Below are 25,720 nucleotides of genomic sequence, written 5' to 3'. Positions count from 1 at the left end.
CCCTCGGGTACGCCGAGGACACCGTCGTGGAAATCCCGGTGTCCGCGCTGGCCGGCGACAACGTGGTCCAGCGCTCCACACGCACCCCCTGGTACTCCGGCCCCACACTGCTGGAACACCTGGAATCCGTGCCGGTCGAACCGGACGCCCACGACGCACCCTTCCGCTTCCCGGTCCAGTACGTCATCCGCCCGCGCACCGCCGAGCACCCGGACTACCGCGGCTACGCGGGCCAGGTCGCCGCCGGCACCGTACGGATCGGCGACGAGATCACCGTACTGCCCGCCGGACTGCGCTCCACGGTCACCGGCATCGACACCGCCGACGGCCCACTGCCCCAAGCCGCAGCAGGCCAGTCGGTGACCCTGCTGCTGGCGCACGACCTCGACATCTCCCGCGGCGACCTGATCGCCGCCGCGGGCGACCAGCCGACGGTCACCGACGAGTTCGACGCCACGGTGTGCTGGCTGTCGGAAAAGGCACTCACACCCGGCGACCGGGTGCTGGTCAAGCACGGCACACGCACCGTCCAGGCGATCGTCACCGAACTGCGCACCCGCTTCGACGAGCAGGAACTGGTCACGGTGGATGACCCGGGCTCGCTGACGCTCAACGAGATCGGCCAGGTCAGCGTACGCACCACTGACGCCGTCCCCTTGGACGACTACACGCGCAGCCGGCGAATGGGCAGCTTCCTGGTCATCGACGCCGCCGACGGCAGCACGCTGGCCGCCGGTCTCATCGGCGACCCCCTGAGCACCATCACCCGGGACGCCACCCTGGCGGGCGTGCCGTGACCCGAGTGCTGCTCGTGCTCCTCCTCGTCCTGGTCGGCTGCACTCGCGCCGATCGTGGAGAACGGACCTCCCCGGCCGAACAGGGCCCGGCCGGGGAGGTCCGTCTCGGCTACTTCCCCAACATCACCCACGCCGGGGCGCTGGTGGGTGTGGAGCGCGGGCTGTTCACCGCCGAGTTGGGCGCGACCGAGCTGGTCCCGGTCACCTTCAACGACGGCGGTGCGGCGGTGAACGCGCTGCTCGGCGAGTCGCTCGACATCGCGTTCATCGGGCCTGGCCCGGCGATCAACGCCTACGCCAAGTCCGACGGCGAGGCCGTCAAGCTCGTCGCCGGCGCCACGTCGGGCGGCGCGCAACTCGTGGTCAAACCTGGGATCGACCGGCCTCAGCAGCTCATCGGGCGCACGATAGCCACCCCCGCGTTGGGCAACACGCAGGACATCGCGTTGAAGAAGTGGCTCGCGGCCACCCACTTAACCGACGCGGTGGAGGTGACCAACGTGGAGAGCGCGCGGGCACTCGACGCGTTCACCAACGGTCAGATCGACGGCGCCTGGCTGCCCGAACCGTGGTCGTCGCGCCTGGTGCTGGAAGCGGGCGGTCACGTGCTCGTGGACGAGCGGTCCCAGTGGCCCGGCGGCGAGTTCCCGTCCACCGTGGTCGTGGTGCGCACGCCGTTCCTCCAGTCGCACCCGGAGACCGTGCGGGCGGTGCTGCGCGGGCTGGTGCGTGCCGAGCAGTTCGCCGCCCAGGACCCGGCGCGGGCCAAGCAGGACACGAACGCCCACCTGCTGAAGGCGACGGGTCGCGCCCTGCCCACCGCCACGACCGAGCGGGCCTTCGCCAACATCCGGCTCACCACCGACCCCAACGCGGCGGCGTTCGAGCAGTTGGCGCGCGACGCCGTCGCCGCCGGCGTGCTCAAGGCACCGATCGATCTGGCCGGGTTCGTCGAGCCGGGCCCGTTGCACGCGGTGCTGTCCGAACTCGGCCTCCCCACCAGCCCACAGAGGATCCCTTGAGATGACCAGCACTCTCGAACCGCTGTCCACCGCGACGGACTACGCGGTCCGGCTGACATCGGTCAGCAAGACCTTCGGCCACGGCGAGTCCGCTGTCACGGCCGTGGACCGCGTCGACCTCACCGTGCGACCGCGCGAGTTCGTCTGCCTGCTCGGCGCCTCCGGCTGCGGCAAGAGCACCTTGCTCAACCTGATCGGCGGCCTGGAACGGCCCACCGCGGGCGAGGTGGAGCTGACCACCGGTCGACCCGCGGTGATGTTCCAGGAGGCCGCGTTGCTGCCGTGGCTGACCGCCGCGCAGAACGTCGAGCTGCCGTTGCGCCTGGCCGGGTTGGACCGGCGGGCCCGCCGGGACCGCGCCGAGCAGTTGCTCGGCTTGGTCCGGTTGGTCGGGATGGGCCGCAAACGGCCGCACGAGCTGTCCGGCGGGATGCGCCAACGGGTCGCGCTGGCGCGCGCGTTGGCGTGCACGAGCAACGACAACGCGCTGCTGTTGATGGACGAGCCGTTCTCCGCGCTGGACGCCATCACCCGTGACGTGCTCCAGGCGGAGTTGCTCCGGGTGTGGCGGGAGACCGGCACCGCGGTCGTGTTCGTCACGCACGACGTGCGCGAGGCCGTCCGGCTGGGTCAGCGCGTGGTGCTGCTGTCGTCGCGGCCCGGCCGGGTCATGCAGGAGTGGTCCGTGGCGGGTGACGCCGACATCGTTGACGACATCAACACCAGGCTCCGCGAGGTGATCAGCAGCCATGTCGTCGCATAGTGCCGTCGAGCGGGAGGACGACGAGGCGGTCGAGGCGGGGCTGGACGCGCTGACCTCGCCGCAGGCCGCGCCGCCGGACAAGCGGGCGCGGTTCGTGGGCCGCGTGCTGCCGCCGGTGATCGCGCTGGTCGTCATCGGCTGCCTGTGGCAGGCGCTGTGGGCGGCGGCGTTCTGGCCGGAGTACCAGCTCCCGGCGCCCGCCGCGGTGTTGGACCAGATCGTGCAGCAGGTCCGCAGCGGGCAGATCGTCGGGTTCCTGTGGGTGTCGGTGCACCGCGCGGTGATCGGGTTCGCGGTGTCGGTCGTCGTCGCGGTGCCGCTCGGCTTGCTGATCGCCAACGTGCCGCCGGTCCGACGGGCCATCGGACCGCTGATCTCCGGGCTGCAGAGCCTGCCGTCGGTGGCGTGGGTGCCCGCGGGCGTGCTGTGGTTCGGCCTGACCGACTACGCGATCTACTTCGTGGTGCTGCTGGGCGCGGTGCCGTCCATCGCGAACGGGCTGGTGTCGGGTGTGGACCAGATCCCGCCCATCTTCCACCGGGTCGGGCTGGTCATCGGCGCGACCAGGCTCACCGCGGTCCGGCACGTGCTGCTGCCCGCCGCGCTGCCCGGTTTCCTGGCCGGGCTCAAGCAGGGCTGGGCGTTCTCGTGGCGTTCCCTGATGGCCGCCGAGTTGATCGCCACCTCGCCGCAGTTGGGCGTGGGTCTGGGTCAGGTGCTGCACAACGGCATGTCGTTGTCGGACATGTCGCTGGTCATGGCGGCGATCCTGCTGATCTTCTTCGTCGGTGTCGGCATCGAGCTGGCGCTGTTCCGCCCGCTGGAGCGGTCGGTGCTGCGGGCCCGCGGCCTCGGTGGAGGGTTGTAGGTGCTCATCGCCGTCGCGCACGGTAGCCGTGATCCGCGTTCCGCGGCGGTCGTCGGCGATCTGGTCGCCGCACTGCCCGGTGCCCGGCCCGCGTTCCTCGACCTGTCCCAACCGCTGCTCGCCGACGTCCTCGCGGACGTGGGGCCGGGTGAGGCGGTGGTGGTGCCGTTGCTGCTGGGCAGCGCCTACCACGCCCTGGTCGACATCCCGGAGATGGTCGACGCGGCGACCGCGCGGTCACCGGGTCTGGTGGTCCGGGTCACCGACGTGATCGGGAGCGACCCGCGGGTCGCCGACGCCGCGCTGGCCCGACTCGCCGAGGTCGGCGTGCGGCCCGGTGACGAACGGCTGGGCGTCGTGCTCGCGGGTGCGGGCTCGTCACACGCGTCGGCCAACGCCGTCGTCGCGGAACTCGCCGAGCGGTGGGAACGCGAGCACGGTTGGGCCGGTGTGCGGCCCGCGTTCGCCACCTGTGCGCCCGACGTCACCGGCGCGATGGCCGAGCTGCGTGCCCTGGGCGCGCGCCGCATCGCGGTGGCCTCGTGGTTCCTGGCGCCCGGTCGGCTGCCCGACCGGGTGATCGCCGAGGCGCGGCTGGCCGAGCGGCACGCCGTGGTGGCCCCGCCGCTGGGCGCGCACCCGGCCGTGGTCGCCGCAGTACACGCCCTGTACCTGACCTCGCACCGATGAGAATTCGGATGCTCTCGCGCTCTCCCGCACGGTATGGCACATCACTTTTTCCGATGGTCGCACATCGTCAGGACGACAGCGCGGACCTACCTCTTCCCGGATAGCGTGACACAGCCAAAACCGTTGCAGCGCAACGGTTGGCACAACCTGACGCACTTACGCAACAGCGTATACTTTTATCCGGGAGAGTACCGATGCCGGACATGAAGGTTATCGAGGACGTAATTCGGAACGGTTTCGACTTGACGGACATCGAGTGGACCAAGTGGGTCGAGCCGGGCCGCGAGGGCGTCGAGCACCACGTGCTGTGGGCGCCGAACCCGGAGACCGGTGACGAGTCCGTGGGGCTGTTGCTGCGCTTCCCGCCCGGCGCGCACGGCGACTTCCACGAGCACCTGGGCTGGGAGCTGATGCTGGTCCTCGACGGCTCGTTGGACCACAGCGATGGCCACTCGTTCAAGAAGGGCGCCCTGGTCGTCGAAGGCCCCGGCAGCCGGCACCAGATGTCCAGCGCCGCCGGGTGCACCGTGCTGGCCATCCGGACCCGACCCGCCCAGGCCCGGTGATCAAGGCCCCGACCGCGCTCGCCGCCCGACCGGTCCGGGTCGTGCTGTCGAGTGTGTTCTCCGACGCGCACACCTGGAACCTCGTGTTCCTCCAGCTGCTGCTGGAGGAACACGGGTGCCAGGTCAGCAACCTCGGCGCTTGCGTGCCCGAGGAACTGCTCTTGGAGCACTGCCGCGACAGCCGCCCGGACCTCGTCGTGATCAGCACCGTGAACGGTCACGGTCACCTCGACGGCGTGAGGCTGGCCCGCCGGCTGCGCGCCGACCCGGACACCGCCGAAGTTCCGCTGGTGATCGGCGGCAAGCTCGGCGTCGGGGTGAGCGGCGGGCCGGACTCGCGGCGCGAGCTGCTCGCCGCCGGCTTCGACCTGGTGGTCGAGGACAGCGATCCGCAGCGGCTGGTCGGCTACCTCGAAGGGCTGCGCCGACCGGCCCTGCCCAGCGGCAGGACCCCGCCATGACGTCGTTCTCCGCGTTCGTCGCCGACGCGGCGGCCCAGGGCGAACTCGTGGTGCAGCCCCGCATGGGCTTCGCCGACCCCGCGCAGATGCGGGCCGGACTGCTCGCGGTGCGGGGCGTGCGCGGTCGCACCGCCGGGACGATCACCCTGGACAGCTACACCAGGGTGGGTGCGCACGACGCCGCGCGCAGGGCACTGCGCGACGGGGCTCCCCTCAACGGGTTCCCGCTCGTCGCGCACGGCCCCGACGTCACCCGGAAGATGCTCGAAGGCGTCGTGGCGCAGGACTTCCCGGTCCAGGTGCGACACGGCAGCCCCGCGCCGTACGACATCGTTCGCACCCTGCTCGACGCCGGTCTCGACGCCACCGAGGGCGGGCCGGTGTCATACTGCCTGCCCTACAGCCGGACCCCGCTGCGCGACTCGGTGCGGGAGTGGCGGCGCACCTGCGAGCTGATGGGCGAACACGGCCCGCACGCGCACCTTGAGACCTTCGGCGGCTGCATGCTCGGCCAGCTGTGCCCACCTGGCCTGCTGGTGGCGTTGTCCGTGCTGGAGGCGTTGTTCTTCCGCGCGCACGGCCTGCGCAGCGTGTCACTGAGCTACGCCCAGCAGACCGAAGCCGCACAGGACCTGGAGGCCATCGCCGCGCTGCGCACCCTGGCGGGCGAGCTGCTGCCGGACGTGCGATGGCACGTGGTGCTCTACACCTACATGGGCGTGTACCCGCGCAGCACGACGGGCGCGACCACGTTGCTGCGCGACAGTGTCGAGCTGGCGGTCCGGTCGGGCGCGGAACGGCTGATCGTCAAGACGGAGGTCGAGGCGCACCGCATCCCCACGACAGCGGAGAACGTCGCCGCGGTGCGCCGCGCCCTCGACGCCACCGGTCGACCGATCGACGACCTGCCACCCTCGCACACCGGGGTGCTCGTGGAGGCACGAGCGCTCGTGGAGGCCGTGCTCGAGCTGCACGCCGACCTCGGGCGGGCGCTGGAACTGGCGTTCCAGCACGGCTGGCTCGACGTGCCGTACTGCCTGCACCCGGACAACGCGGGCGAGACGCGTGCCGCGCTGGACGAGCGGGGCCGGCTGCGCTGGGTGTCGGTCGGCTCGATGCCGATCTCCGGCCTGGTGCGCACCCTGCCGCCCGAGGCGCTCAGCGCGCGTTCGTTGCTGACCATGCTCACGCACGTCGAGCGCCGATACGACAACGTGCTCGACGACATCCCCGCCCGCCTGCACCTCACCGACCGACGGGAGTGATCGTGTCCTCAGCCGACGACCCGGTGTCCTACGGGCCCAGGATCGCCATCATCGGCATGGGTCCCCGCGGCATCTCCGTGCTCGAACGCCTCGCCCTGCGCGCCGACGACCGTCCCGGGCCGGGGCCGGTGGTGTTCGCGATCGACGCCGTCCAGGTCGGCTGCGGCCGGATCTGGCGCACCGACCAGCAGCCGTGGTTCACCATGAACACGGTCGCGGGCCAGGTCACCATGTACTCCGGCGAGCCCGACGGCGGCCCGGACCGGGCGGGGGCGGGACCGAGCTTGGCGCAGTGGCTGGCCCGCTCGCCGGACCCGGCGCTGTCGACCATCGGCCCGGACGGTTACGCGCCGCGCGTGACCTACGGGCACTACCTGCGGCACGTCTACCGCAGCGTGGTCGACCACCTGCCCGAGGGCATGGTGGTGCGACCGGTGACCGCTCGGGTCACCTCGATGGCGCCGCTGGCCGACGGCGGGTACGAGTTGGCGTTGTCGGACCGGTCCGAACCGCTGGTGGTCGACCGGGTGGTGCTCGCCACCGGCCACCCGGTGTCCCGGCCGGGCGCGGCGGAGCAGGCGTTCGCCGATTTCACCGCCACCCGACCGGGGTTGACCTACCTCAGCGGTGATTCCGCCGCCGACCTCCCGCTCGACGCCGTCGAGCCCGGCACGTCCGTCGGCGTGATCGGCATGGGCTTGGGCTTCTACGACATCCTGCTGTCGTTGACGGTGGGGCGCGGCGGGGTGTTCCGGCGCGACATCGCGGGCGCGATGCGGTACACGGCGAGCGGTCGCGAGCCCAGGATCTTCGCCGGGTCGCGCAGCGGGATGCCCATCCTGGCGCGCGGCACGAACCAGAAGCGGCCCGATCACGTGCACCCGCCGGTCGTGTTCACCGTCGACGCGGTGCGTGCGGCGAAGGCACGGGCCGGTGCCGCCGGGCTGGACTTCGCCGCCGAGATCATGCCGCTGATCCAGGCCGAGGTGGACCACGTCCACCTCACCACGCTGGTGCGGTGCCGGCACGGCGAGGCGGTCGCCGAGCGGTTCGCCGAGCGGCACGCCCGCATCCTGCGCGACGGCGGCCCGAAGGCCGCGCTGATGGCCGAACACGGCTTGGCCCCGGACGCGGGACTGGACCTGGAACGACTGGCGCGGCCGTTCGCCGGAACGCGGTTCGCGCACCCCGCGGCGTTCCGCGCGAAGTTGCTCGACCTCATGGCCAGGGACATCGACGAGGCCAAGCGCGGCAACGTGGACGGTCCGGTCAAGGCCGCGCTGGACGTGCTTCGCGACATCCGCAACACGATCCGCGTCGCGGTGGACTTCGGCGGGCTCACCGTCCGGTCCCACCGGGACGACTTCCTCGGCCGGTACGTGCCGATGAACGCGCTGTTGTCCGCGGGCCCGCCGGTGGAGCGGGTCGAGCAGCTGCTCGCGTTGATCGAGGTGGGCGTGGTGACCGTGGTCGGACCGCACGTCCGCTACGAGTGCGATCCGGCACGCGGCGCGTTCGTGATGTCCTCGGCCGACGTCACCGGCTCGCGCACCGAGCTGACCGCGCTGGTCGACGCCCGGATCCCCCAGCCGGACCTGCGCCGGGACACCTCGCCGCTGTACGAGGACCTGGTCGCGCGCGGCCTGGTGACCCAGTTCGTCGAACACGACCCGGTGACCGGCGAGGTGTTCGAGACCGGTGGGGTCGACGTCACGCCGGCGCCGTTCGCCCTGCTCGACCGGCACGGCGCGGAAGTGCCCGGCGTGCACGCGCTCGGACTGCCCACCGAGCACACCCGCTGGTTCACCCAGGTCGGCAGCGGCCGGCCCGGGATGCGCACCCTCTTCCTCCGCGACGCCGACGCGGTCGCCGAGCGGCTGCTCACCCCGTCCCCCGTGCTCACACCCAGGTAGAAGACCTGCTCGGACAGAACACCGGCGCAGACGACGAGGAGCTCAGATGACCGACGCGACCGAGGAGTTCCGCGCGGCCCGGGACGTGCTGCTGACCCACCGCGAGGACCTGGACCGGGCACGGGCGGAGTTCCGCTGGCCCTCCTCGCCCGAGTTCAACTGGGCGCTGGACTGGTTCGACGTGATCGCCCGCGACAACGACCGGGAGGCGCTGCACGTGGTGGGCGTCGCCGCGATCGGCTTCGCGGAGCTGTCCCGCCGGTCGAGCCGGGTCGCCTGCTGGCTGCGCGACCTGGGCGTGCGGCGCGGTGACGTGGTGCTGCTGATGTGCGGGACGCGCCCGGAGTTGTGGGAGGTGACGCTGGCCGCGATGAAGCTGGGCGCGATCCTGGCGCCGACCTACCCCACCGCGACGCCCGCGGAGATCGCCGACCGGTTCACCCGCGCGGGCGTGCGGCACGTGGTGGCCGAGGCGGCGCTGGTCGAGCGGTTCGCCGACGTCCGGGTACCGGGTGTCCGGGTGTCGCTGGGCGAGGTCGGCGGCTGGGTGTCCTATTCGGACTCCGCCGACGCGCCCGCGGAGTTCACGCCGGACGGGCCGACCCACCGCGACGACCCGTTGTTCACCTACTTCACCTCGGGCACCACCTCGCGGCCCAAGCTGATCCGGCACACCCACGCCAGCTACCCCGTCGGCCACCTCAGCAGCCTGTACTGGAACGGTCTGCGGCCCGGCGACGTGCACCTGAACGTCGCGTCGCCGGGCTGGGCCAAGCACGCCTGGAGCTCGCTGTTCGTGCCGTGGACGGCGGAAGCGACCTTGCTGGCCGTGCCGGAACCGGAGCCCGGCGCGGTGCTGGACGCGTTGCGCCGCCACCACGCCACCTCCGTATGCGCACCGCCCACGGTGTGGCGCGGCCTGGTCCGGCATGGCCTCGGCGACCGGCCCGCCGGGTTGCGCGAGGCCACCACGGCGGGCGAGCCGCTGAACCCGGACCTGTTCCACGCGATCCGCGACCGCTGGGGCATCGCGCTGCGCGACGGCTACGGGCAGACCGAGGCCACCGGCATGATCGGCACCACCCCCGGCGAACGCGCCCGGCCCGGCGTACTCGGCCGCCCGCTGCCCGGCTACGACATCGTGCTGCTCGGATCGGACGGGATGCCCGGCGACGAGGGTGAGATCAGCGTCGACCTTGCCCGCCGCCCGGCGGGCATACCCTCGGGCGAGGGCTACTACCGCACCGGCGACCTGGGCGTGCGCCACCCGGACGGGACGATCACCTGCCTGGGCCGGGTGGACGACGTGTTCAAGTCGTTCGACCACCGGATCTCGCCGCACGAACTGGAACGCGTGCTGTGCCTGCACCCCTACGTGGTGGACGCGGCCGTGATCCCGGAGCCCCATCCGATCGGCATGTGGGTCGCCAAGGCGTTCCTGGTGCGAAAGCCTTCCACGACCACCGACGCCGACGTGGCGGCAGGCGTGTTCGAGCACGTGGCACTGGAGCTGCCGCCGGAGAAGGCCGTGGCGAAGATCGAGTTCGTGGACGCACTGCCGCGCACGGCGTCGGGCAAAGTGCGGCGCGCGCAACTGCGCGCCGCCGTCGCCGGTGTGGTCTACGAGGCGGATTCCTCGATCGCGTCGCTCTCACGCCGCCCGTAGTAGTAACGGCTCACCCGAGCGCGGTTGCCGCACGACGCGGAGCACCACTGCTGGCGGTGGTGCTCCTTGACGAAGTACAGCACGCACAACGGCGCCGGGCAGGCGCGCAACTGCTCACGCGCGGGGCTGGCCAGGAAACGGGTCGCGGCCCAAGTCAGCGAGGCGATCGCGCGGGACCGGTCGTCCAGTTCGACCGGCACCGTCCAGTGCAGATCCGGCTCCTGGTTCGCAGGCCAGATCAAGTGCGGGGTCACCTCGGACTCGCGCAGCACCTGGTTCACCGTGGCCAACGCGGTGACCACGTCGGGCAGTTCGTCCGCGTCCGGGGCGCTGGGCGGCGCGGGCGCCACGGCGTGGGCGAACAACGCGCGCAACGCCTGGCGCACCTCGACCAGGCGGTCTGCGGTGGCCGCGTCGGCGGGCACGGTGTCGGTGGGGAATGCCGGCCACCGCTCGTGCACCTGGTCGAGCCAGGTGCGCAGGCCGTCCGGGCTGCGCAGGACGTCCCGGATGCGACCGCGGGTGCGCCGCACCACTCGGACCGTGTTCACCAGGGTCAGTGCCAGCTGAGTGTCCAAAGCGTGGCTCCCGTCCCTCGACCGCCTCAATCAACGCTAGCAGGGCCTTGACGTCACGTGGAGAGTCGCTCGACAATGAGCCCGTACTAATAGTTACAACGCTGTCAAACCATGAGGAGCCAGGATGTCTCGCATCCCGTTGGTCGAACCCGACTCGGCCCAGGGCGACGTCGCGGAGATGTTCACCGCGATCAAGGACCGACTCGGGCGCGTGATCAACATGACGCAGGTCATGGCCAACTCCCCCGCGGTGCTCAAGGGGTACCTGGGGCTCAACGGGGCGTTGGCGAACAGCTCGGTCGGCCGGCTGACCGGCGAGCGGGTGGCCCTCGCGGTCGGCGAGGCGAACGGCTGCACCCTCTGCCTGTCAGCGCACAGCACGCTGGGCGCGAAGGCGGGCCTGAGCGCGGAGGAGATCGAGGCCGCGCGCCGCGGCACGTCCTCCGACCCCAAGCAGGCCGCCGCGATCGCGTTCGCGTTACGGCTGCTGGAGACCCGGGGCACGGTGTCGGACGAGGAGCTGGCGGAGGTCCGCGCGGCGGGCTTCACCGACGGCGAGGTGTTGGAGCTGGTCGCCTACACCGCCTTGAACGTGCTGACGAACTTCGTCAACAAGGTTTCGGAGACCCCGATCGACTTCCCCGAGGCCCAGCCGCTGAGCTAAGGCGCACGGGGGGTCCTGCCGAGCGTGTGCGCACACGCTCGGCGGATCCCGTCGGGAGGGCTGGACACCGGCCTGGGCACCGGTTTCGAGCATCGACTCGGGCGCATCGACTACGGCATACCGAAGCCCCTTTCGGCGGCACCGAGTGCGGCGGTTTGGCTACTTGTCCGAGTCCGATGCAACAGCCATGCTTCCGCTAACACTTTTGCCTGCTTGATTGCATTAGTACGCCTGGGGGAACACTCGTGAGCGCTGCCGTGTACGACTTATCGATCCACCAATTACGGACGTTCCTGGAAGTCGCGAGAACCGGCAATCTCACCAAGGCTGCCAACCGTCTTGGTTACGCCCAGTCCAGCGTCACGGTGCACATCCGCACCCTCGAGCGCCGGCTGGGCGTTCGCTTGTTCCACCGCCACTCCCAGGGCGTGCGGCTCACGGCCGAAGGCGAGTCGGTCATCAGCCACGCCTCCCGCCTGTTCGAGGTCATCGACGACATGGTGCGATCGGTCGGCTCGTCCGAGCCGGTGCGCGGTCGGGTCGCCATCGGCGGCCCCGCGGTCCTCACCAGCTACTACCTCGGCCCGCTGCTGCGCAAGTGCCACCAGGTCTACCCCGAGCTGCGGCTGAGCACGCGCACCCTGCGCCCGTCGGACATCGAGAAGACCGTGCGCACGGGTGAGGTCGACCTCGGGTTCGTGCTGACCGAGGACTGCGGGGACGAGCAGCTGCACAACGGCCCGCTGCACTGGCGGACCCTGTGCGCGGTCGACTTCGTCGCCGTCTCGACCAACAAGGCGGGCGCCCGGGTGGATGACGTCGTCCTGGTGGACGACCCCGAGTGCGTGGCGCAGCAGGTCATGGCGCGCGAGTTCCGCCGTCGCTTCGGCCGTCCGCTGCCCAGCCTGGAGGTCGGGTCCATCGCGAGCGCCGTGGACAGCCTGCGGGACGACACGAACGTCGCGTTCGTGCCCTACGTCGCGGTCAAGGACAAGATCGACCGCGGGAAGCTGTCCATCGTCTCGCACTTCCCGAGTGCGCACGTGCACGCCCGCGCGATCTGGCGTGCCGAGACGACGAACACCCCCGCGCTCGCGGCCGTGGTGCGCCACGCCGTGGAAGTGCTCGCGGACCCGATCGCCGACCTGGTGACGGTTGCGCCCACCTGCGCGTTGGCCACAGCCGGCTGACGTCGTTCCGCACTGGAACAAGACAGCACTCGAACAACGACAATGGAGCAGCTCGATGAGCCGTGAAGACGTCCTGGTCTCGGCCGCGTGGTCCGAGGAGAACCTCACCACGCCCGGTGTGGTGTTCGTGGAGGTGGACGAGGACACCACCGCCTACGACGGTGGCCACATCCCGGGCGCGGTGAAGATCGACTGGAAGAACGAGCTGCAGGACCCGGTGCGCCGCGACTTCGTCGACCGCGAGGGCTTCGAGAAGCTGCTGTCGGCCAAGGGCATCGCCAACGACGACACGGTCATCCTCTACGGCGGCAACAACAACTGGTTCGCCGCCTACGCGTACTGGTACTTCAAGCTCTACGGCCACGACACCGTGAAGCTGCTCGACGGCGGCCGCAAGAAGTGGGAGCTCGACGGCCGCCCGCTGGACAAGGAGCAGGTCGAGCGCCCGGCGACCGAGTACAAGGCCCAGGAGCAGAACCTGGCGATCCGCGCCTTCCGCGACGAGGTCGTGGACGCGATCGGCAACAAGAACCTGGTCGACGTGCGCTCGCCGGACGAGTTCTCCGGCAAGCTGCTCGCGCCCGCCCACCTGCCGCAGGAGCAGGCGCAGCGCGCCGGCCACATCCCGAGCGCGATCAACGTGCCGTGGAGCAAGGCGGCCAACGAGGACGGCACGTTCAAGTCGAACGAGGAGCTGGCCGAGATCTACGGCGAGGCCGGGTTCGACGGCTCCCGCAAGACGATCGCCTACTGCCGCATCGGCGAGCGCTCGTCGCACACGTGGTTCGCGCTGCACGAGCTGCTCGGCCACGAGGACGTGAAGAACTACGACGGTTCCTGGACCGAGTACGGCTCGCTGGTCGGCGTGCCGGTCGAGCTCGGCACCGGCAAGGAAGGCTGATCATGAGCAGTGGTTGCGGAGCGCCCCCGCAGGGGGGCGCGGTCGAAGTCGGATCCAACGAAGTGGTGGTGAGCGGCAAGGTCCGCTCCGACGGGGCACCGGTCGGCGGCGCGTTCGTGCGCCTGCTGGACGCCTCCGGTGAGTTCACCGCCGAGGTCGTGTCCTCGACCGAGGGCGACTTCCGCTTCTACGCAGCGCCGGGCAAGTGGACGGTGCGGGTGCTCTACCGCAACGCCAGCGGCCAAGCGGACGTCGTCGCGCTCGGTCCGGGCGTGCACGCCGTCGAAGTGGCGCTGAACTGACCGAGGACGGGGCGGCCGCCTGCGAACCCACCGCGCATCGCATGCCTCTGCCCCGTCCTCCTCCTGCTGCCCTTGATCACGAGAGCTTTCCGCTGGTCCCGGCACGTCAACCCGGCAGTACCCTGTGGGGTGCCAGAACCGTGCACTGAGGCGCTGACCTGCGGCGATCGCCCACCGGCGACTGGTCGCGAAGGAGTAGACCTACCCGAACCGGATCGGGCGGCCGCCGGTCGATGACACCGTCGTGGCGTTGATCGAGCACATGGCGCGGGAGAACGCCCGCTGGGGCTACCGCCGGGGTGAGCTGCTCAAGCTCGGACACCGTGTAGCCGCTTCGACGGTTCGCCGCGCGCTGAAGCGCCTGCGGGTACCGCCCGCACCCGAGCGCGACAGCGACACCTCGTGGCGACGATTCCTCCGCGCCCAGGCCGCAAGGCATGCTGGCCTGCGACTTCTTCCACGTCGACTGCGCCGTGACACTCAAGCGGGTCCACGTGTTCTTCGTAATGGAAGTCGCCACCCGCTACGTCCACATCCTCGGCACCACCACCAACCCAGACGGCCTGTGGACCACCCAACAAGCCCGCAACCTGCTCATGGCTTCGGCGACCGGGCAGACGACTCCCGATCACTCATCCGCGACCGGGCCGGCCAGTTCACCGCCTCATTCGACACGGTCCTCGCCGACGCAGGTAACCAGGTCTTGAAGATCGCGCCACGGTGCCACGAGCCAACTGCTACGCCGAGCGGTTCGTCGGCAGTGGTTGTAGCGGTTCACGTAGCGCTGCAGGACTGTCCGCGGATGGTGTTCGCTGAGGATGAGCAGGCGGTCGGTGACTTCGTGTCTGATGGTTCCAGCGAACCGTTCGGCGCGGGCGTTGGCTCGTGGGCTTCGTGGTGGTGTCTTGCCCGCGCTGACCACGCCCGCACCCAAACCCCCTACCCCCCACGATCCGGACGGGGAAGCTCAGACGATGGTGTACCCGCCGTCGGCCAGCAGGAGCGCACCCGTGACGTAGCTGGACCGCGGCGATGCGAGGAAGAGGATCACCTCGGCGATCTCCCTCGGCTCGCTCATGCGCCGCAGTGCCGTGGTGGTGACGGCGTTGTCGTGGACGGCGTCCCCGAACAGGTTCATCACGGTCTCGGTCGTCACCCCGCCCGGCGCGACGGAGTTGACCCGCACGCCGCTCGAGCCGAACTCGACGGCCCAGTTGCGGGTCAGGGACTCCAGGGCGGCTTTCGTCGCGCCATAGGCGGCGGCGTTGTAGACCGGTGTCACGGCGGCCACGGTCGAGACGTTCACGATCACGCCCGCGCCCTTGGCGACCATGGAGGGCGCCAGCGCCGCGGTGAGGTGGAACGGCGCGAGGACGTTGACCGCGAGTAACTCCTCGAAGCCCTCGCGGGTCTGGTCGGCGGTCGACGCGAACGGGTAGATCCCCGCGTTGTTCACCAGCACGTCCACCTCGCCCGCCGCCGAGGCGAGTTCCCGCACGCCCTCCGCGGTGGACAGGTCGGCTCGGACGAACCGCGCGGTGCCGCCGTCCGCCTCGATCTCGGCGACGACATCGGCGCCACGCGCGGCGTCCCGGCCGTGGACGATCACGCTCGCGCCCTCGCGGGCGAACAACTTCGCGGTCTCGTGACCGATCCCGGCGGTGGCGCCGGTGACGAGCGCGACCTGGTTGCGCAGTTCCACGGGTGTGCTCCCTCGCAGTTCGATAAAAGGCGAAGAACATATGCCGCACTGAGACCGGTTCGCAAGTTCGGCCGACAGATCAGCGCGGCGACCGACCCTGACACCGCCGAACAAACCCGGACGGCCACAACGCCTCGGCGACGACCGCGTCCCCGACCCGTCCACCTATTGGATCGACGCCATCGTCACCCTGCCCCAGGCGACGCTCACCGAGATCGACAGGGGAACGCAGGAGAACACCACCCCACCCGCAGTCGTCGAAGGCTCCGGGATCTCCTGCCCGAAGGCCCCTGTCTCACCGGTCGCTCCCTCGACGACGCGTTCACCACCGAGAGCTGGTCCGCCACCGTTTACCGGGCGAAGAACACCAACATCGTGATCCTGATAGCACTCGGTCAGTAGTTCCGCAGGTCAGCACTCACCCGGGTCCTGCACACAGCTCCGCCTCGTCACCGATCGCCGAACCTCAGTGGACTCTGAGATCCGGTCGCTAGCTTCGACCGGAGCATCTCCGCACGAGTTCAGGAGGAATCCAGTGAGAGTGATGTCCCGGATCGCCGGATCGGTGCTCACCCTGGCCTCGGTGCTCCTGCTGTCCCTGGTCGGCTCATCGGCCGTCGCATCGGCGCAGGCAGCCTCGCAGACCTCGACGTGGCAGTTGAAGGACTTCGGTGTCCCGCACCGCATGTGCGTCCAGTACGGCCCCGAGGGGAGGACCCACCAGTCCTACTTCATCTTCGCGGTGACCGGGAGCTGGTCCACCGACCTCGACTTCGGGATGCGCGACCTGCCACCCGGCTGGACCGCCACGGAGCACCACCTCCCGCCGGGCTCCAACTACCCCGACCCCGAAGACGGCTCGGTGACGATCAACGGGTTCACCCTCGTTCAGGGGTCCGCGACGGTGCCGCTGGCCACGTACCGCGCCCACATCTGGGTGTCGGACGGGACGGTGACCCAGACCCACCCGGCCGACATCGTCGTCACCACCGCGTCCTGGGTCGACTGCATGCAGGGACGCGGGTACTAGCGGCCGCTCCGGTCTTGGCGGACGAGGTCGTGGAGCCGAACTCCGTCAGGAGCGCTGGATGGTGAGCGTGGTCGGTCCGGCCATGCTCACCACTCCCGCGGTCAGGCACTGGAGGGCGTTCGGCGTCACCAGGCTGACCACCTGCACCGCCCCGGCCGGGGCGAACCCGCCGGACGTGACGACCCCGGTGTTCGTGGTGACCACGGCAGCGCCCGCCGCGTTGGAGACGGCGTTGTACTGGAACTCGGTGGGGGCCACCGTCCCACCCCAGGCGAACGTCCGCTGTGCCGCTCCGGAGTCGAACAGCGTCAGGCAGGACGCGGTCAGGCTGAACGTCTCCGCGTAGGTCCCGGTCACCGCGCCTGCGTTCGTGCACGAGGGGAAGACGCCGCTGACGGTGATCGTGGTCTCGCGCGGGGTGAAGGTCAGCGGCGGGTCGAAGGTGGTGACCTCGGTGCCCGCGCAGACCTGCTCCACGGTCGCGGCCTGCGCCGGCGCGGCGGACAAGGCGCCCACCAGCACCACCACCACGCCGCCGGCCAGTCGTGACAGCCTCATCAGAGCCTCCTCCGGGATCGGGCACACCATGACGGCGCAGAACCCGCCCCAGAATCCTGAACTTCCTCGCGCCGATCGACTCCGCAGTTCTGCGGCACGCACCGAAGGACTCCGCGGACAGCGCTCCACCGCAAGCCTTTCAGCCGATTGAGGACCGAGGAGCGGGCCGCGAGACTCGGTCGCCGTGGACCGAGGTCTCCTCGCATGTCCGAGTGTCGTGCACGTCCGGTAGCCCACCCGTGGAGGTGCAGTGCGAAGCATCCGAGGTCTGCTCGCCCTGCTGGCGCTGATCACGTTGTCCCTGCTGTTCCCGCCATCCTCCGCCCACGCGACTCCGGGCGATCTCACCTGCACGGAGAACGAGTCGGTGACCTACTCCCCCGGCCTGCTCACCACACCCCGGCCGGTGGACGTGAGCGTGCACAACGTCCTCTCCTGCACTTCCCTCACCGATCCGGCCGTCACAGGCGGGCATGTCCAGGCGACCATCCGCAGCCTCACCCGCTCGTGCAGCGATCTCGCGGCGTCGGGCAAGGGCTCTTACACGATCACCTGGAACACCGGCCACACCAGTACGATCGACTACACCCGGTCCGCCAACTACGTCCTGGGCACGCTGGTCATCGTGGAGAGCGGGACGGTGACCGCGGGCAAGTTCACCGGTGACTCCACCACGCACATCGTCGAGTTGGCCAACCTCAACCCGCTGGCCTGTCTCACCGAACCCGGCCTCACCACGGCGGCGGGCATCGGCACCTACGTCTTCGCCTGACGCACCCGTCGCGCCGCCTGTGGGGTGCCAGAATTCTGCACTGAGGCGCCGACCTGCGGCGATCGCGCACCATGGGCTGCAGGAGCATGATCGCGAGGCGTGGCGCTACGACTGCTGTACCTGGTCTTCATCCGGGTCGTCGGCTGGCTGGTTCTACTCGACCGGTCATCGGCGCCAAGGACGTGGAGCTGCTGGTGCTACGGCACGAAGTCGCCGTACCGCGCCGCACCACCCCCCGCCCGCGGCTGGAGTGAGCCAATCGCGCGGTGCTCGCCGCGTTGGTGCGCCGACTCCCCCCGGACTACTGCGCGAACACCGAGTGGTGACGCCGGGCACCCTCTTCGATGGCACCGGCGCCTGGTCGCGAAGAAGTGGACCTACCCCCACCGCACGGGCCGCCCCCTGTCGACGACATCATCGTGACGTTGATCGAGCGTATGGCCCGCGAGAACGCCGGCTGGGGCTACCGCCGGATCCAGGGTGAGCTGCTCAAGCTCGGCCACCAGGTAGCCGCGTCAACGGTTCGCCGCGTGCTCAAGCGCCTACGCATACCGCCCTCGCCCCGGCGCGACACCGACACCTCCTGGCGACAGTTCCTCCGCACGCAAACCGCGAGCCTGATGGCCTGCGACCTCTTCCACGTCGACTGCGCCGTGACACTCAAGCGGGTCCACGTGTTCTTCGTGATCGAGGTCGCCACCCGCTACGTCCACATCCTCGGTACCACAACCAACCCCGACGGGGCATGGACCACCCAACAAGCCCGCAACCTGCTCATGGACCTGGGTGACCGAGCAAACGACTTCCGATTCCTCATCCGAGACCGGGCCGGCCAGTTCACCACCTCGTTCGACGCAGTCCTCGCCGCCGCCGGCATCAAGGTCGTGAGGATCCCACCACCGTGCCCACGAGCCAACTGCTACGCCGAACGTTTCGTCGGCACCATCCGACGCGAAGCCACCGACCGACTGCTCATCATCAACGAACACCACCTGAGAACAGTGCTCGACCACTACGCGGCCCACTACAACCACCGCCGACCACACCGAGCACTGCAACTCTCGCCACCACGACCGGACCACCCAATCCCAGAGCCGGGCTACACCTCGACACGCCGCCGACCAGTCCTCGGCGGCCTGACCAACGAGCACGAACCCATCGCTGCGTAAGCGCAGGTCAGGCCGCGTGTCCGACTATTGGCACCCCCACACCCTTCCTCACCGACGACCTGGGTGAAGAGCGACCTGCTGTCGTGGAAGGGCAGCGGATCGAGCACGATCGTCGTGGCGCTTTGCGTGGCAGTCAGCCGGTTCATGCGCGTCCGGGTCGTCAGGACCAGCGCACTGGGGCCCGCCCCAGGTAACAGCGGCAGAACCTCCTCGCTCGCCGCCACGCGAGGACGATCTCCGCCTGGCGCACCGAGGTGCGGCCGCTCATAGAAGATCAGCCACCGGGCCGAATCGGACATTGTCGAGAGTCACTCCGCTCCACCGGCTGGGAATCTCCAGATCAACCGTTGACGCTCCTCACTGACGACAGTCGGTTCGGTACCTCCTATGAGAGCACGTACCGATCGACAGAGCACGTGACCGGACTCTCCTCGCGTCCTGAGCTCGAGCGCCACGTACGTCGTGCGCCACTTCTCCTCCACGCGTGCGAAGTCATGCAGTGCTCTCGCAGTGGTTGCCGAGGCCGAGCAGATGGCAATCGTCTGGTACTTGACGGCCAGCTTCATGGCGGCCACTCCGTCGAAGTGGATATCAATGAACTCATCCTCCGCGTCTTCAGGGGCAGACCGGATCAAGAGTTGGGAGTGGCCTACCCCGTACCGCCACACCTTGAAGGTACGTTCGGAGGTGAAGAGCACTTCGGGCTCACCCGAAGGGGTTATCAGTGACACGGCCATCCTTATACCACCTGATGCGGCTCCAAGCCGCAGGAGACTAACTGATCCGGTAGAGCTCCCAGTTGGTCAATCCCTCGAACCCGCTGGGATCCACCGCCTTTCCGTTGCGCGCCGATGCCACCGCGTCATCGATGCCGTCCAGATTGAAAGAGATCTTAGTACTAGAGTCGGGTGCCAGGAATTGGTGCAACTTCTCGTGCCACGGCCCCTTGCCTGGCCAGTCGTGGTAGGTCGCGGCACCGCGTTCCATTGCGAACTCGTCTAGTGCCATCGGGTTGTCCCGTGCATCCTGAAGCCCGAGGGCGATATGCTCACAGGGTCCCGTGTTGTGCACGAGTACAGGCACCGCACCGGCCAGCACGTAGAAGGTTGGGACCACGTCCACGGAAAGGTTGTAGGTGCGAAGCTCGGCTTCGTAGTAGCGGCCGGCAACGACCTCGGCATGCCCGCCGCCCGGAGTGGACAGTTCGGTACCCGGCTGCAACTTGCCAGCCTGAACCCAATCATGCGAACCCACATCGTAGAACGGGTGGTACGCGGTCGTTCTGATCGTCTCCGGTCCCTGCCGTGTATCGCCGGTCGCAATCCAGCCGGCGATGGGCACGGCCGCACCGCAGGACATCGCCGCGTCCGCTGCCTCGCCGTAGGCGGCGTGGATGCCGCAGTTCATCAGGTCAATGGGTTCGCCGAGAAAGGGCCTTAGCCCAAGGACGTCGAGGAGGATCTGGGCCTTCTCCCGGGTCATCTTGCCGTTGCGGCATTGAGGACACGCGGGGTAACCCGATTTCGATGCAGTGGTAGTTGACGAACCGCACGAGTGCATCTGCACGTACGAACTGCCGCTGCAGTTGGAGGTCGTGCGCGGCTGGATCCGGCTCGCCGACGCACAGCGCACCCGAGCACCGGAGCACCGGAGCACCGGAGCACCGCCTCGACCGTGGCAGCGACTACTTCTCCGGAGGATGAGGACGCCGCGTCGCGCAAGAGGATCCGCAGATGGAGGAGGAGCAGCGTCGTCGCCGGCCACCGGCGCCGCCACGGCGCGGAGCGGTTGTGCCGGGTGACCGGGATCGTCCGGTCCGGCTATCACCACCGAACCAGGTCGAACGGCCCGAACGCGATCTCCACCGCACGTGCGACACGGATTTCGCCGCCCGCCCTTTCGCGGTTCCAGGTCGCGACCCCTGCCCTACGGTGGAAGCTGTGCGACGGCAGTGGCCGTTCGTCGGGCGACAGGCGGAGATGGCGCGGGTGGCGGCGGCGATGAGCGCCCCAGCCGTGCGGGGCGTCGTTCTCAGCGGGGCCGCCGGGGTGGGCAAGAGCCACTTGGCACGCGAGATCGCCCGGCGATCGGAGGCGGACCGCTGCTCGATCCGGTGGGTACGGGCCAACCGGGCGTCGGCCGCGGTCCCGCTCGGAGCGCTCGCTCACCTGCTCCCGGTCGAGCTCGCGTCCCCCGCCCCGTACAACGTCGTTCGTTGGGCGGCTGAGCGGCTCGTCGCGAGCCCCGACGGCCGACGGTCGGTACTGGTGGTCGACGACGCTCAGCACCTCGATCCGGGCTCGATGGCCGTGGTGCTGCACGTGATGCAGTCGTCGAGCGCGTTCGTGTTGATCACCGTGCGGGAGGACCGGGAGGCGGCGGAGTGGCTTTCCCCGCTGTGGAGAGATGTCTTGGTCGACTGGCTCGACATCCGGCCGTTCGACGAGTCCGAGGTCGGCGCCGTCCTGGAGTCGGCGCTCGGCGGACCGGTGGAGGGCACCGCGGTAGCGCGACTGGAGCGGATGTGCCGGGGGAATCTGCTCTTCTTGCGCGAGCTGGTGGAATCGGTGCTGGCGCGCGGTGACCTGGAATCAGCGGGGGGCGCGTGGCGACTGTCGGGTGAGCCGGGCATGACCAACCGCCTGCGTCGGCTGGTGTCCGAACGGATCGGCGCTCTCGCACCCGACGAACGGCGGGTGCTGGAGGTGGTCGCCTTCGGCGAGCCGCTCAAGCAGGCCGTCGTGGCGCGGTTGTGCGGCCCTGACGCCGTGGAGCAGGTGGAGGCGCGTGGCCTCGTCGAGGTCCAGCCGGGCGGTTCGCCCGACGAGATCCGCCTGGCGCATCCCCTGTACGGCGAGTTCGTCCGCGACACCTGTCCTACGCTGCGCGGCCGTCGGCTGCGGCGAGAGTTGGCCGACGCGGTGCAGGCGGACGGGTCGCTGGACGACCGCGATGTCGTGCGCACCGCGTTGTGGCGCCTGGAAAGCGGGACCGCGGTGGAGCCGGACGGTCTGCTCGCGGCATGCCGGCTAGCCTGGGCCGTGCACGACCTCGCGCGGGCGCTGGAGCTCGGCAGGGCCGCAGTCGCGGCAGGCGGTGGTGTGCCAGCCGCGTTGCTGCTCGCCACGGTCCTCAACTGGGCCGAGTGCTACGACGAGGCGGAAAGCGTGCTCGCGAGTGTGGCCGGCCTGCCGATAACCGACGTGCAACGCATGGACTTCGTCCACGCCCGCGTGCAGAACCGGGCCTTTGGCTTGGGTGACCTCTCCGCAGCCGCCGCGGTGCTGCGTGAGGAGGACGAGCGGATCACCGATCCGACGGTGCGGCGGCGGTTCACCTCCTACCGCGCGAATCACCACTTCTGGAGCGGCGACTGCACGACGGCCCTGCGGATCTCCTCCCGGTTGCGGACCGAGCCGCCGATGAGCGCGGACGTCGAGGCCACGGTGCTCGGGGACGCCGCGCTCGCGCTGTCCCACGCGGGCCGGTCCGCCGAAGCGATCGCCGCCGTCGACCGGACGCGCTGCGACGGGGACGACTGGGCGCGGCAGTTCCCGGTGGTGCAGCTGATCCTGGACACCGCGCGGCACTACGCCAACCTGTTCGCCGGATGGCTGGACGAGGCCGAGGCGTCAGCCGATGAGCTCGCCCGCCGGCCCGGTGCGGGTGAGTGGAGCATGGCCTCGGCCGCCGCCGAGCTGATGCGCGCCCACGTCGCGCGCCTGCGCGGGCATCTGTCCGAGGCGTCCCGGCGCAGTGGCGCGGGCGCGGCGGCAGCCGAGAAGGGAGTCCTGCTCCGGTCCGCGTGTCTCGGGGAACACGCGCACACCCAGGCGTTGCTGGGCAACGCAGCCGAAGCGGAAGCTGCCTTGGCCGCTGCCGACGAGTGCTGGTCATCGGCCGTGCGGCCGTTCCAGTACTGGGTGGACGTCGCACGTCCTTGGATTTTGGCGGCCCGCGGCCGGGTGGACGAGGCCGTGCGAGTCGCACTGCGCACCGCTGAACGCGCGGGGGACGACGGCTTCCGCGGATTCCAGGTCCTGAGCCTGCACGACGTCGTCCGACTCGGGCGGGCTGCGGCGGCCGCGCCCTCGCTGGCCGCCATCGCACCTGGGACGGACGGCGAGCTCACCGCGTTCTGCGCCAGGCACGCCCACGCGGTCCTCTCGTGCGACGGACAAGAACTCGACCGCCTCTCGACCGGGTTCGAGCGCCTCGGCATGCTGGTCCACGCCGCCGAGGCCGCAGCCCACGCCGCCCAGGCGCACCGGCGCCACGGCCGAAGCCGCGAGGGGCAACAAGCCGCGAACCGCAGCCACCAGCTCAGCCGGCGTTGCCACGGGGTGCGGACTCCCGCGCTGGCCTTCGTCCGCTCCCCCGGCCTCACCCCGCGCGAACGGCAGGTCGCCCACCTCGCGGCGTCCGGCATGGCCGGCCCCGACATCGCGGAGCTGCTCGTCGTCTCCCCGCGCACCGTGGACAACCACCTGCACCACGTCTTCACGAAGCTCGGCATCACCAGCCGCACCCAGCTCCCCGACTTCCTGGACTGAGTAACGACTACTCATGACACCCCGGATCGCGCGGCTGAAACTCGACGGGCACCACTCGGACCCCTCGGGTCGAATGCCGAAAAGAGGAGAACATGCACGAGAACGACCGCAGTCGTAGGCGCGGACGACGTGTCCTCGCCTTCCTGGCCGGGCTGATCACGGCGATCGCGTCCGTGGTCACCCCCGCGAGCGCGTCACCCACCACGCTCGTGCTGAGCGCCATGGACCGCTGCCTCCAGGGCTTCACCCCCAACGTTGACGTCACGATCGACCACCCCGGGAACGTCCCGAGCGTCGGATACCCCAACGTCGCCGACCAGCCGAATGTGCTCTACCCCGGTGACGTCTTCGACATCTCGTCGGACGGGTCGGTCAGGATCGACTTCTGGGGCGCGTCCTTCGGGCCGGCGGGCAAGTCCGGGGACTTCGCGGGTGCCGGATACCCCTTCCCCGGTTATCCCAAGTACAGCTCGATCATCCGGTTCAACAACAATCCGAGCGGGTGGGTGGGCAGCCCCGACCTCACGGTGTATTACAAGGGATGCCACCAGTGGACCAGCCCCTACCCGGTACGGCTGGGGTTCATCGTCAACGATGACAACGTCGGTGACAACGGCGGGTACTGGCACTACCGGATACGCCACTACCGGGCCTGACCGACGGTTCGCGTGCTCGGTGGCCGGTCGACTCGCCACCGAGCACTTCAACGCAGGTCAGAGCCGATTTTCGTCGGCGTGCCCGAGAGGACCGGCCCGGCTCGGCCACGGCATCGACGGTCCGGTGGATCCCGCACGACGCGGACATCCTGTGCCTGCCGACAACCTTGTGCCTGCCGATAATCCTATCCATGCAGGTTTTGTGGTACTTCCTGCGACGTCGATCACGCCAGCTGGGGTATCCATCACCAGCCAGTCGGACCACGCGTGTCCGCGCTGGTGGTGACGATGACCGAGATCACCCGCATCACCGACTACAAATAGCTCCTGGTATTCGGTGAGCTTGCGGAACGCCGAGACGGCCCGGGCCGGAGAACCCGGCCTACCCCACCGTTCCCACTCAGTCCACTGCTCCAAAAACCAACGGTGCCTGCGGGGTGTCAGAACTCTGCACTGGGCGCTGACCTGCGACGATCACGCGCGCTGGACCTCCAGGGCATGATCGCGGGGTGTGGCGTTACGACTGCTGTACCTGATCTTCGCCCGGTTCATCGGCTGGCTGATTCTGCTCGGCAGGTCATCGGCGGCCAAAGACGTGGAGTTACTGGTACTGCGGCACGAAGTCGCCGTACTGCGCCGCACCAACCCCCGCCCGCGACTGGACTGGGCCGATCGCGCGGTGCTCGCCGCGTTGGTGCGCCGACTCCCCCGACCGCTGCGCGAGCACCGAGTGGTGACACCGGGCGCCGTTTTGCGCTGGCACCGGCGCCTGGTAGCGAAGGAGTGGACCTACCCGAACCGCACCGGACGCCTACCGATCGACGACACTGTGGTGGCGTTGATCGAGAGAATGGCCCGAGAAAACGCGGGCTGGGGCTACCGCCGCATCCAAGGCGAGCTGCTCAAGCCCGGACATCGGACAGCTGCCTCGACCATCCGCCGCGTGCTCAAGCGCCTGGGAATACCGCCCGCGCCCCAGCGCGACACCGACACCTCCTGGCGACGATTCCTCCGCGCCCAGGCCGCGAGCATGTTGGCATGCGACTTCTTCCACGTCGACCGCGCCGTCACCCTCAAACGTGTGTACGTCTTCTTCGTGATGGAAGTCGCCACCCGCTACGTCCACATCCTCGGCACCACCACCAACCCCGACGGGGCATGGACCACCCAACAAGCCCGCACGCCTGTGCCACCGACAGTCCTCGGCGGCCCGATCGATAAGCACGAACCGGACAGCTGCGTAACCGCAGGTCAGGCCGCGTAGCCGACTTCTGGCACCCCACAGGATCCACACCGAGAGGCCGAACTGCATGACAAGCATCTGACCTGCATGGATGACATTTTCAGCAAGCACAAGGTCGGCAAGGCTCCGACCGACGGTGACGGCCGATCGCCGGCGATACACCGAACGTGGCCAAAGTGTGTCCGATCGGGTTAGCGCGGATCTCCGGTGTTGCGGCTGCCGGCCGTGGCCTTCCTCGGTGTGGTGGCGATCGTGGTTGGCAGTCGGGTGTGCTGCACGGATTGGTGACATCTGAGCTGGCTTGCCGTGATGGCGAGCCGGGAGGATGTCGCTGTGCCCAAGCCCTACCCCCGGGAGTTCCGCGACGATGTCGTGCGGGTCGCCCGTGACC

General features: G+C 69.7%; 25 protein-coding genes and 1 pseudogene. 20 read left to right on the top strand and 6 right to left on the bottom strand.

What is annotated here, in order from left to right; translation table 11 throughout:
- The 10 genes and pseudogenes from LZG04_RS41205 to LZG04_RS41160 form a co-directional block, all read left to right on the top strand.
- Window positions 1–797 (top strand): annotated as a pseudogene (locus tag LZG04_RS41205) (sulfate adenylyltransferase); the annotation flags it as partial.
- 5 nt (window positions 798–802) lie between these two features.
- Complete coding sequence (locus LZG04_RS41200) at window positions 803–1,819, top strand: ABC transporter substrate-binding protein (RefSeq protein WP_233827400.1); 1,017 nt, start codon at window positions 803–805, stop codon at window positions 1,817–1,819.
- 1 nt (window position 1,820) lies between these two features.
- On the top strand, window positions 1,821–2,582 hold the full coding sequence (locus LZG04_RS41195) for an ABC transporter ATP-binding protein (RefSeq protein ID WP_233827399.1): 762 nt from the start codon (window positions 1,821–1,823) through the stop codon (window positions 2,580–2,582).
- Window positions 2,569–3,450: an ABC transporter permease gene (locus tag LZG04_RS41190; RefSeq protein WP_233827398.1), complete on the top strand. Its 882-nt coding sequence runs from the start codon at window positions 2,569–2,571 to the stop codon at window positions 3,448–3,450. The genes LZG04_RS41195 and LZG04_RS41190 overlap by 14 nt, the downstream gene beginning before the upstream one ends.
- Entirely contained in the window at window positions 3,451–4,140 is a 690-nt protein-coding gene (locus LZG04_RS42915; protein WP_233827397.1) for a sirohydrochlorin chelatase, read from the top strand.
- A 242-nt stretch (window positions 4,141–4,382) separates the two neighbouring features.
- Window positions 4,383–4,706, top strand: a complete 324-nt coding sequence (locus LZG04_RS41180; RefSeq protein WP_233827396.1) for a cupin domain-containing protein — start codon at window positions 4,383–4,385, stop codon at window positions 4,704–4,706.
- A complete protein-coding gene (locus LZG04_RS41175; protein ID WP_233827395.1) occupies window positions 4,703–5,167 on the top strand; it encodes a cobalamin B12-binding domain-containing protein in 465 nt (154 codons plus the stop codon). Before LZG04_RS41180 ends, LZG04_RS41175 begins: the two co-directional genes overlap by 4 nt.
- A complete protein-coding gene (locus tag LZG04_RS41170; protein ID WP_233827394.1) occupies window positions 5,164–6,432 on the top strand; it encodes a methylaspartate mutase in 1,269 nt (422 codons plus the stop codon). The genes LZG04_RS41175 and LZG04_RS41170 overlap by 4 nt, the downstream gene beginning before the upstream one ends.
- Window positions 6,433–6,434: 2 nt before the next feature.
- Window positions 6,435–8,345, top strand: a complete 1,911-nt coding sequence (locus LZG04_RS41165; protein ID WP_233827393.1) for an FAD/NAD(P)-binding protein — start codon at window positions 6,435–6,437, stop codon at window positions 8,343–8,345.
- A gap of 46 nt (window positions 8,346–8,391) precedes the next feature.
- Window positions 8,392–10,011 (top strand): AMP-binding protein, encoded by a 1,620-nt coding sequence (locus tag LZG04_RS41160; RefSeq protein WP_233827392.1) that lies wholly within the window; start codon window positions 8,392–8,394, stop codon window positions 10,009–10,011.
- Here the strand turns inward: LZG04_RS41160 and LZG04_RS41155 are convergent.
- Window positions 9,966–10,589, bottom strand: a complete 624-nt coding sequence (locus tag LZG04_RS41155) for an ABATE domain-containing protein (protein WP_233827391.1) — start codon at window positions 10,587–10,589, stop codon at window positions 9,966–9,968. The genes LZG04_RS41160 and LZG04_RS41155 overlap by 46 nt on opposite strands.
- A 124-nt stretch (window positions 10,590–10,713) precedes the next feature.
- Here LZG04_RS41155 and LZG04_RS41150 point away from each other — a divergent pair, with 124 nt between their 5' ends.
- The 4 genes from LZG04_RS41150 to LZG04_RS41135 all read left to right on the top strand — a co-directional run bounded on the left by LZG04_RS41150 (window position 10,714) and on the right by LZG04_RS41135 (window position 13,646).
- Window positions 10,714–11,253, top strand: a complete 540-nt coding sequence (locus LZG04_RS41150) for a carboxymuconolactone decarboxylase family protein (protein ID WP_233827390.1) — start codon at window positions 10,714–10,716, stop codon at window positions 11,251–11,253.
- A gap of 245 nt (window positions 11,254–11,498) precedes the next feature.
- On the top strand, window positions 11,499–12,443 hold the full coding sequence (locus LZG04_RS41145; RefSeq protein WP_308199698.1) for a LysR family transcriptional regulator: 945 nt from the start codon (window positions 11,499–11,501) through the stop codon (window positions 12,441–12,443).
- Between the two features lie 55 nt (window positions 12,444–12,498).
- Entirely contained in the window at window positions 12,499–13,344 is an 846-nt protein-coding gene (locus LZG04_RS41140) for a sulfurtransferase (protein WP_233827389.1), read from the top strand.
- Window positions 13,345–13,346: 2 nt separating this feature from the next.
- On the top strand, window positions 13,347–13,646 hold the full coding sequence (locus LZG04_RS41135; RefSeq protein ID WP_233827388.1) for a DUF1416 domain-containing protein: 300 nt from the start codon (window positions 13,347–13,349) through the stop codon (window positions 13,644–13,646).
- 664 nt (window positions 13,647–14,310) lie between these two features.
- On the opposite strand, the gene LZG04_RS41130 is transcribed toward LZG04_RS41135, so the two are convergent.
- Both LZG04_RS41130 and LZG04_RS41125 read right to left on the bottom strand, forming a co-directional pair.
- Entirely contained in the window at window positions 14,311–14,568 is a 258-nt protein-coding gene (locus tag LZG04_RS41130; protein ID WP_233827387.1) for a transposase, read from the bottom strand.
- Between the two features lie 45 nt (window positions 14,569–14,613).
- Window positions 14,614–15,348, bottom strand: coding sequence for an SDR family NAD(P)-dependent oxidoreductase (locus LZG04_RS41125; RefSeq protein ID WP_233827386.1), 735 nt, complete (start codon window positions 15,346–15,348; stop codon window positions 14,614–14,616).
- Between the two features lie 544 nt (window positions 15,349–15,892).
- Here LZG04_RS41125 and LZG04_RS41120 point away from each other — a divergent pair.
- Window positions 15,893–16,378 carry a DUF5980 family protein gene (locus LZG04_RS41120; protein ID WP_233827401.1) on the top strand — a complete coding sequence of 162 codons (486 nt, stop codon included), beginning with the start codon at window positions 15,893–15,895 and terminating at the stop codon, window positions 16,376–16,378.
- 45 nt (window positions 16,379–16,423) lie between these two features.
- On the opposite strand, the gene LZG04_RS41115 is transcribed toward LZG04_RS41120, so the two are convergent.
- Complete coding sequence (locus LZG04_RS41115; protein ID WP_233827385.1) at window positions 16,424–16,936, bottom strand: hypothetical protein; 513 nt, start codon at window positions 16,934–16,936, stop codon at window positions 16,424–16,426.
- 250 nt (window positions 16,937–17,186) lie between these two features.
- Here LZG04_RS41115 and LZG04_RS41110 point away from each other — a divergent pair, with 250 nt between their 5' ends.
- Together LZG04_RS41110 and LZG04_RS41105 are read left to right on the top strand one after the other, a co-directional pair.
- Window positions 17,187–17,708, top strand: coding sequence for a hypothetical protein (locus tag LZG04_RS41110; protein WP_233827384.1), 522 nt, complete (start codon window positions 17,187–17,189; stop codon window positions 17,706–17,708).
- A 419-nt stretch (window positions 17,709–18,127) separates the two neighbouring features.
- Complete coding sequence (locus tag LZG04_RS41105) at window positions 18,128–18,877, top strand: integrase core domain-containing protein (RefSeq protein ID WP_233827383.1); 750 nt, start codon at window positions 18,128–18,130, stop codon at window positions 18,875–18,877.
- Window positions 18,878–19,185: 308 nt separating this feature from the next.
- Here LZG04_RS41105 and LZG04_RS41100 read toward each other — a convergent pair whose 3' ends face one another.
- Together LZG04_RS41100 and LZG04_RS41095 are read right to left on the bottom strand one after the other, a co-directional pair.
- A complete protein-coding gene (locus LZG04_RS41100) occupies window positions 19,186–19,614 on the bottom strand; it encodes a hypothetical protein (protein WP_233827382.1) in 429 nt (142 codons plus the stop codon).
- A gap of 37 nt (window positions 19,615–19,651) precedes the next feature.
- Entirely contained in the window at window positions 19,652–20,359 is a 708-nt protein-coding gene (locus tag LZG04_RS41095; RefSeq protein ID WP_233827381.1) for a polymorphic toxin-type HINT domain-containing protein, read from the bottom strand.
- A 458-nt stretch (window positions 20,360–20,817) separates the two neighbouring features.
- On the opposite strand from LZG04_RS41095, the gene LZG04_RS41090 reads away from it, so the two are divergent.
- The 3 genes from LZG04_RS41090 to LZG04_RS41080 all read left to right on the top strand — a co-directional run bounded on the left by LZG04_RS41090 (window position 20,818) and on the right by LZG04_RS41080 (window position 25,350).
- The gene (locus tag LZG04_RS41090) at window positions 20,818–23,430 is read left to right on the top strand and encodes a LuxR family transcriptional regulator (protein ID WP_233827380.1); all 2,613 of its coding nucleotides are present in this window, start codon (window positions 20,818–20,820) and stop codon (window positions 23,428–23,430) included.
- A 92-nt stretch (window positions 23,431–23,522) separates the two neighbouring features.
- Window positions 23,523–24,086: a hypothetical protein gene (locus LZG04_RS41085; RefSeq protein WP_233827379.1), complete on the top strand. Its 564-nt coding sequence runs from the start codon at window positions 23,523–23,525 to the stop codon at window positions 24,084–24,086.
- 511 nt (window positions 24,087–24,597) lie between these two features.
- Window positions 24,598–25,350 carry a hypothetical protein gene (locus LZG04_RS41080; protein WP_233827378.1) on the top strand — a complete coding sequence of 251 codons (753 nt, stop codon included), beginning with the start codon at window positions 24,598–24,600 and terminating at the stop codon, window positions 25,348–25,350.
- The last annotated feature ends 370 nt before the right edge of the window (window positions 25,351–25,720 follow it).

It is taken from the genome of Saccharothrix sp. S26, from assembly GCF_021390395.1.
In the GTDB taxonomy this organism is placed as follows: domain Bacteria; phylum Actinomycetota; class Actinomycetes; order Mycobacteriales; family Pseudonocardiaceae; genus Actinosynnema.
Note: the sequence above shows the minus strand (reverse complement) of the source record. Positions and strands in the feature narration are given on the sequence as shown.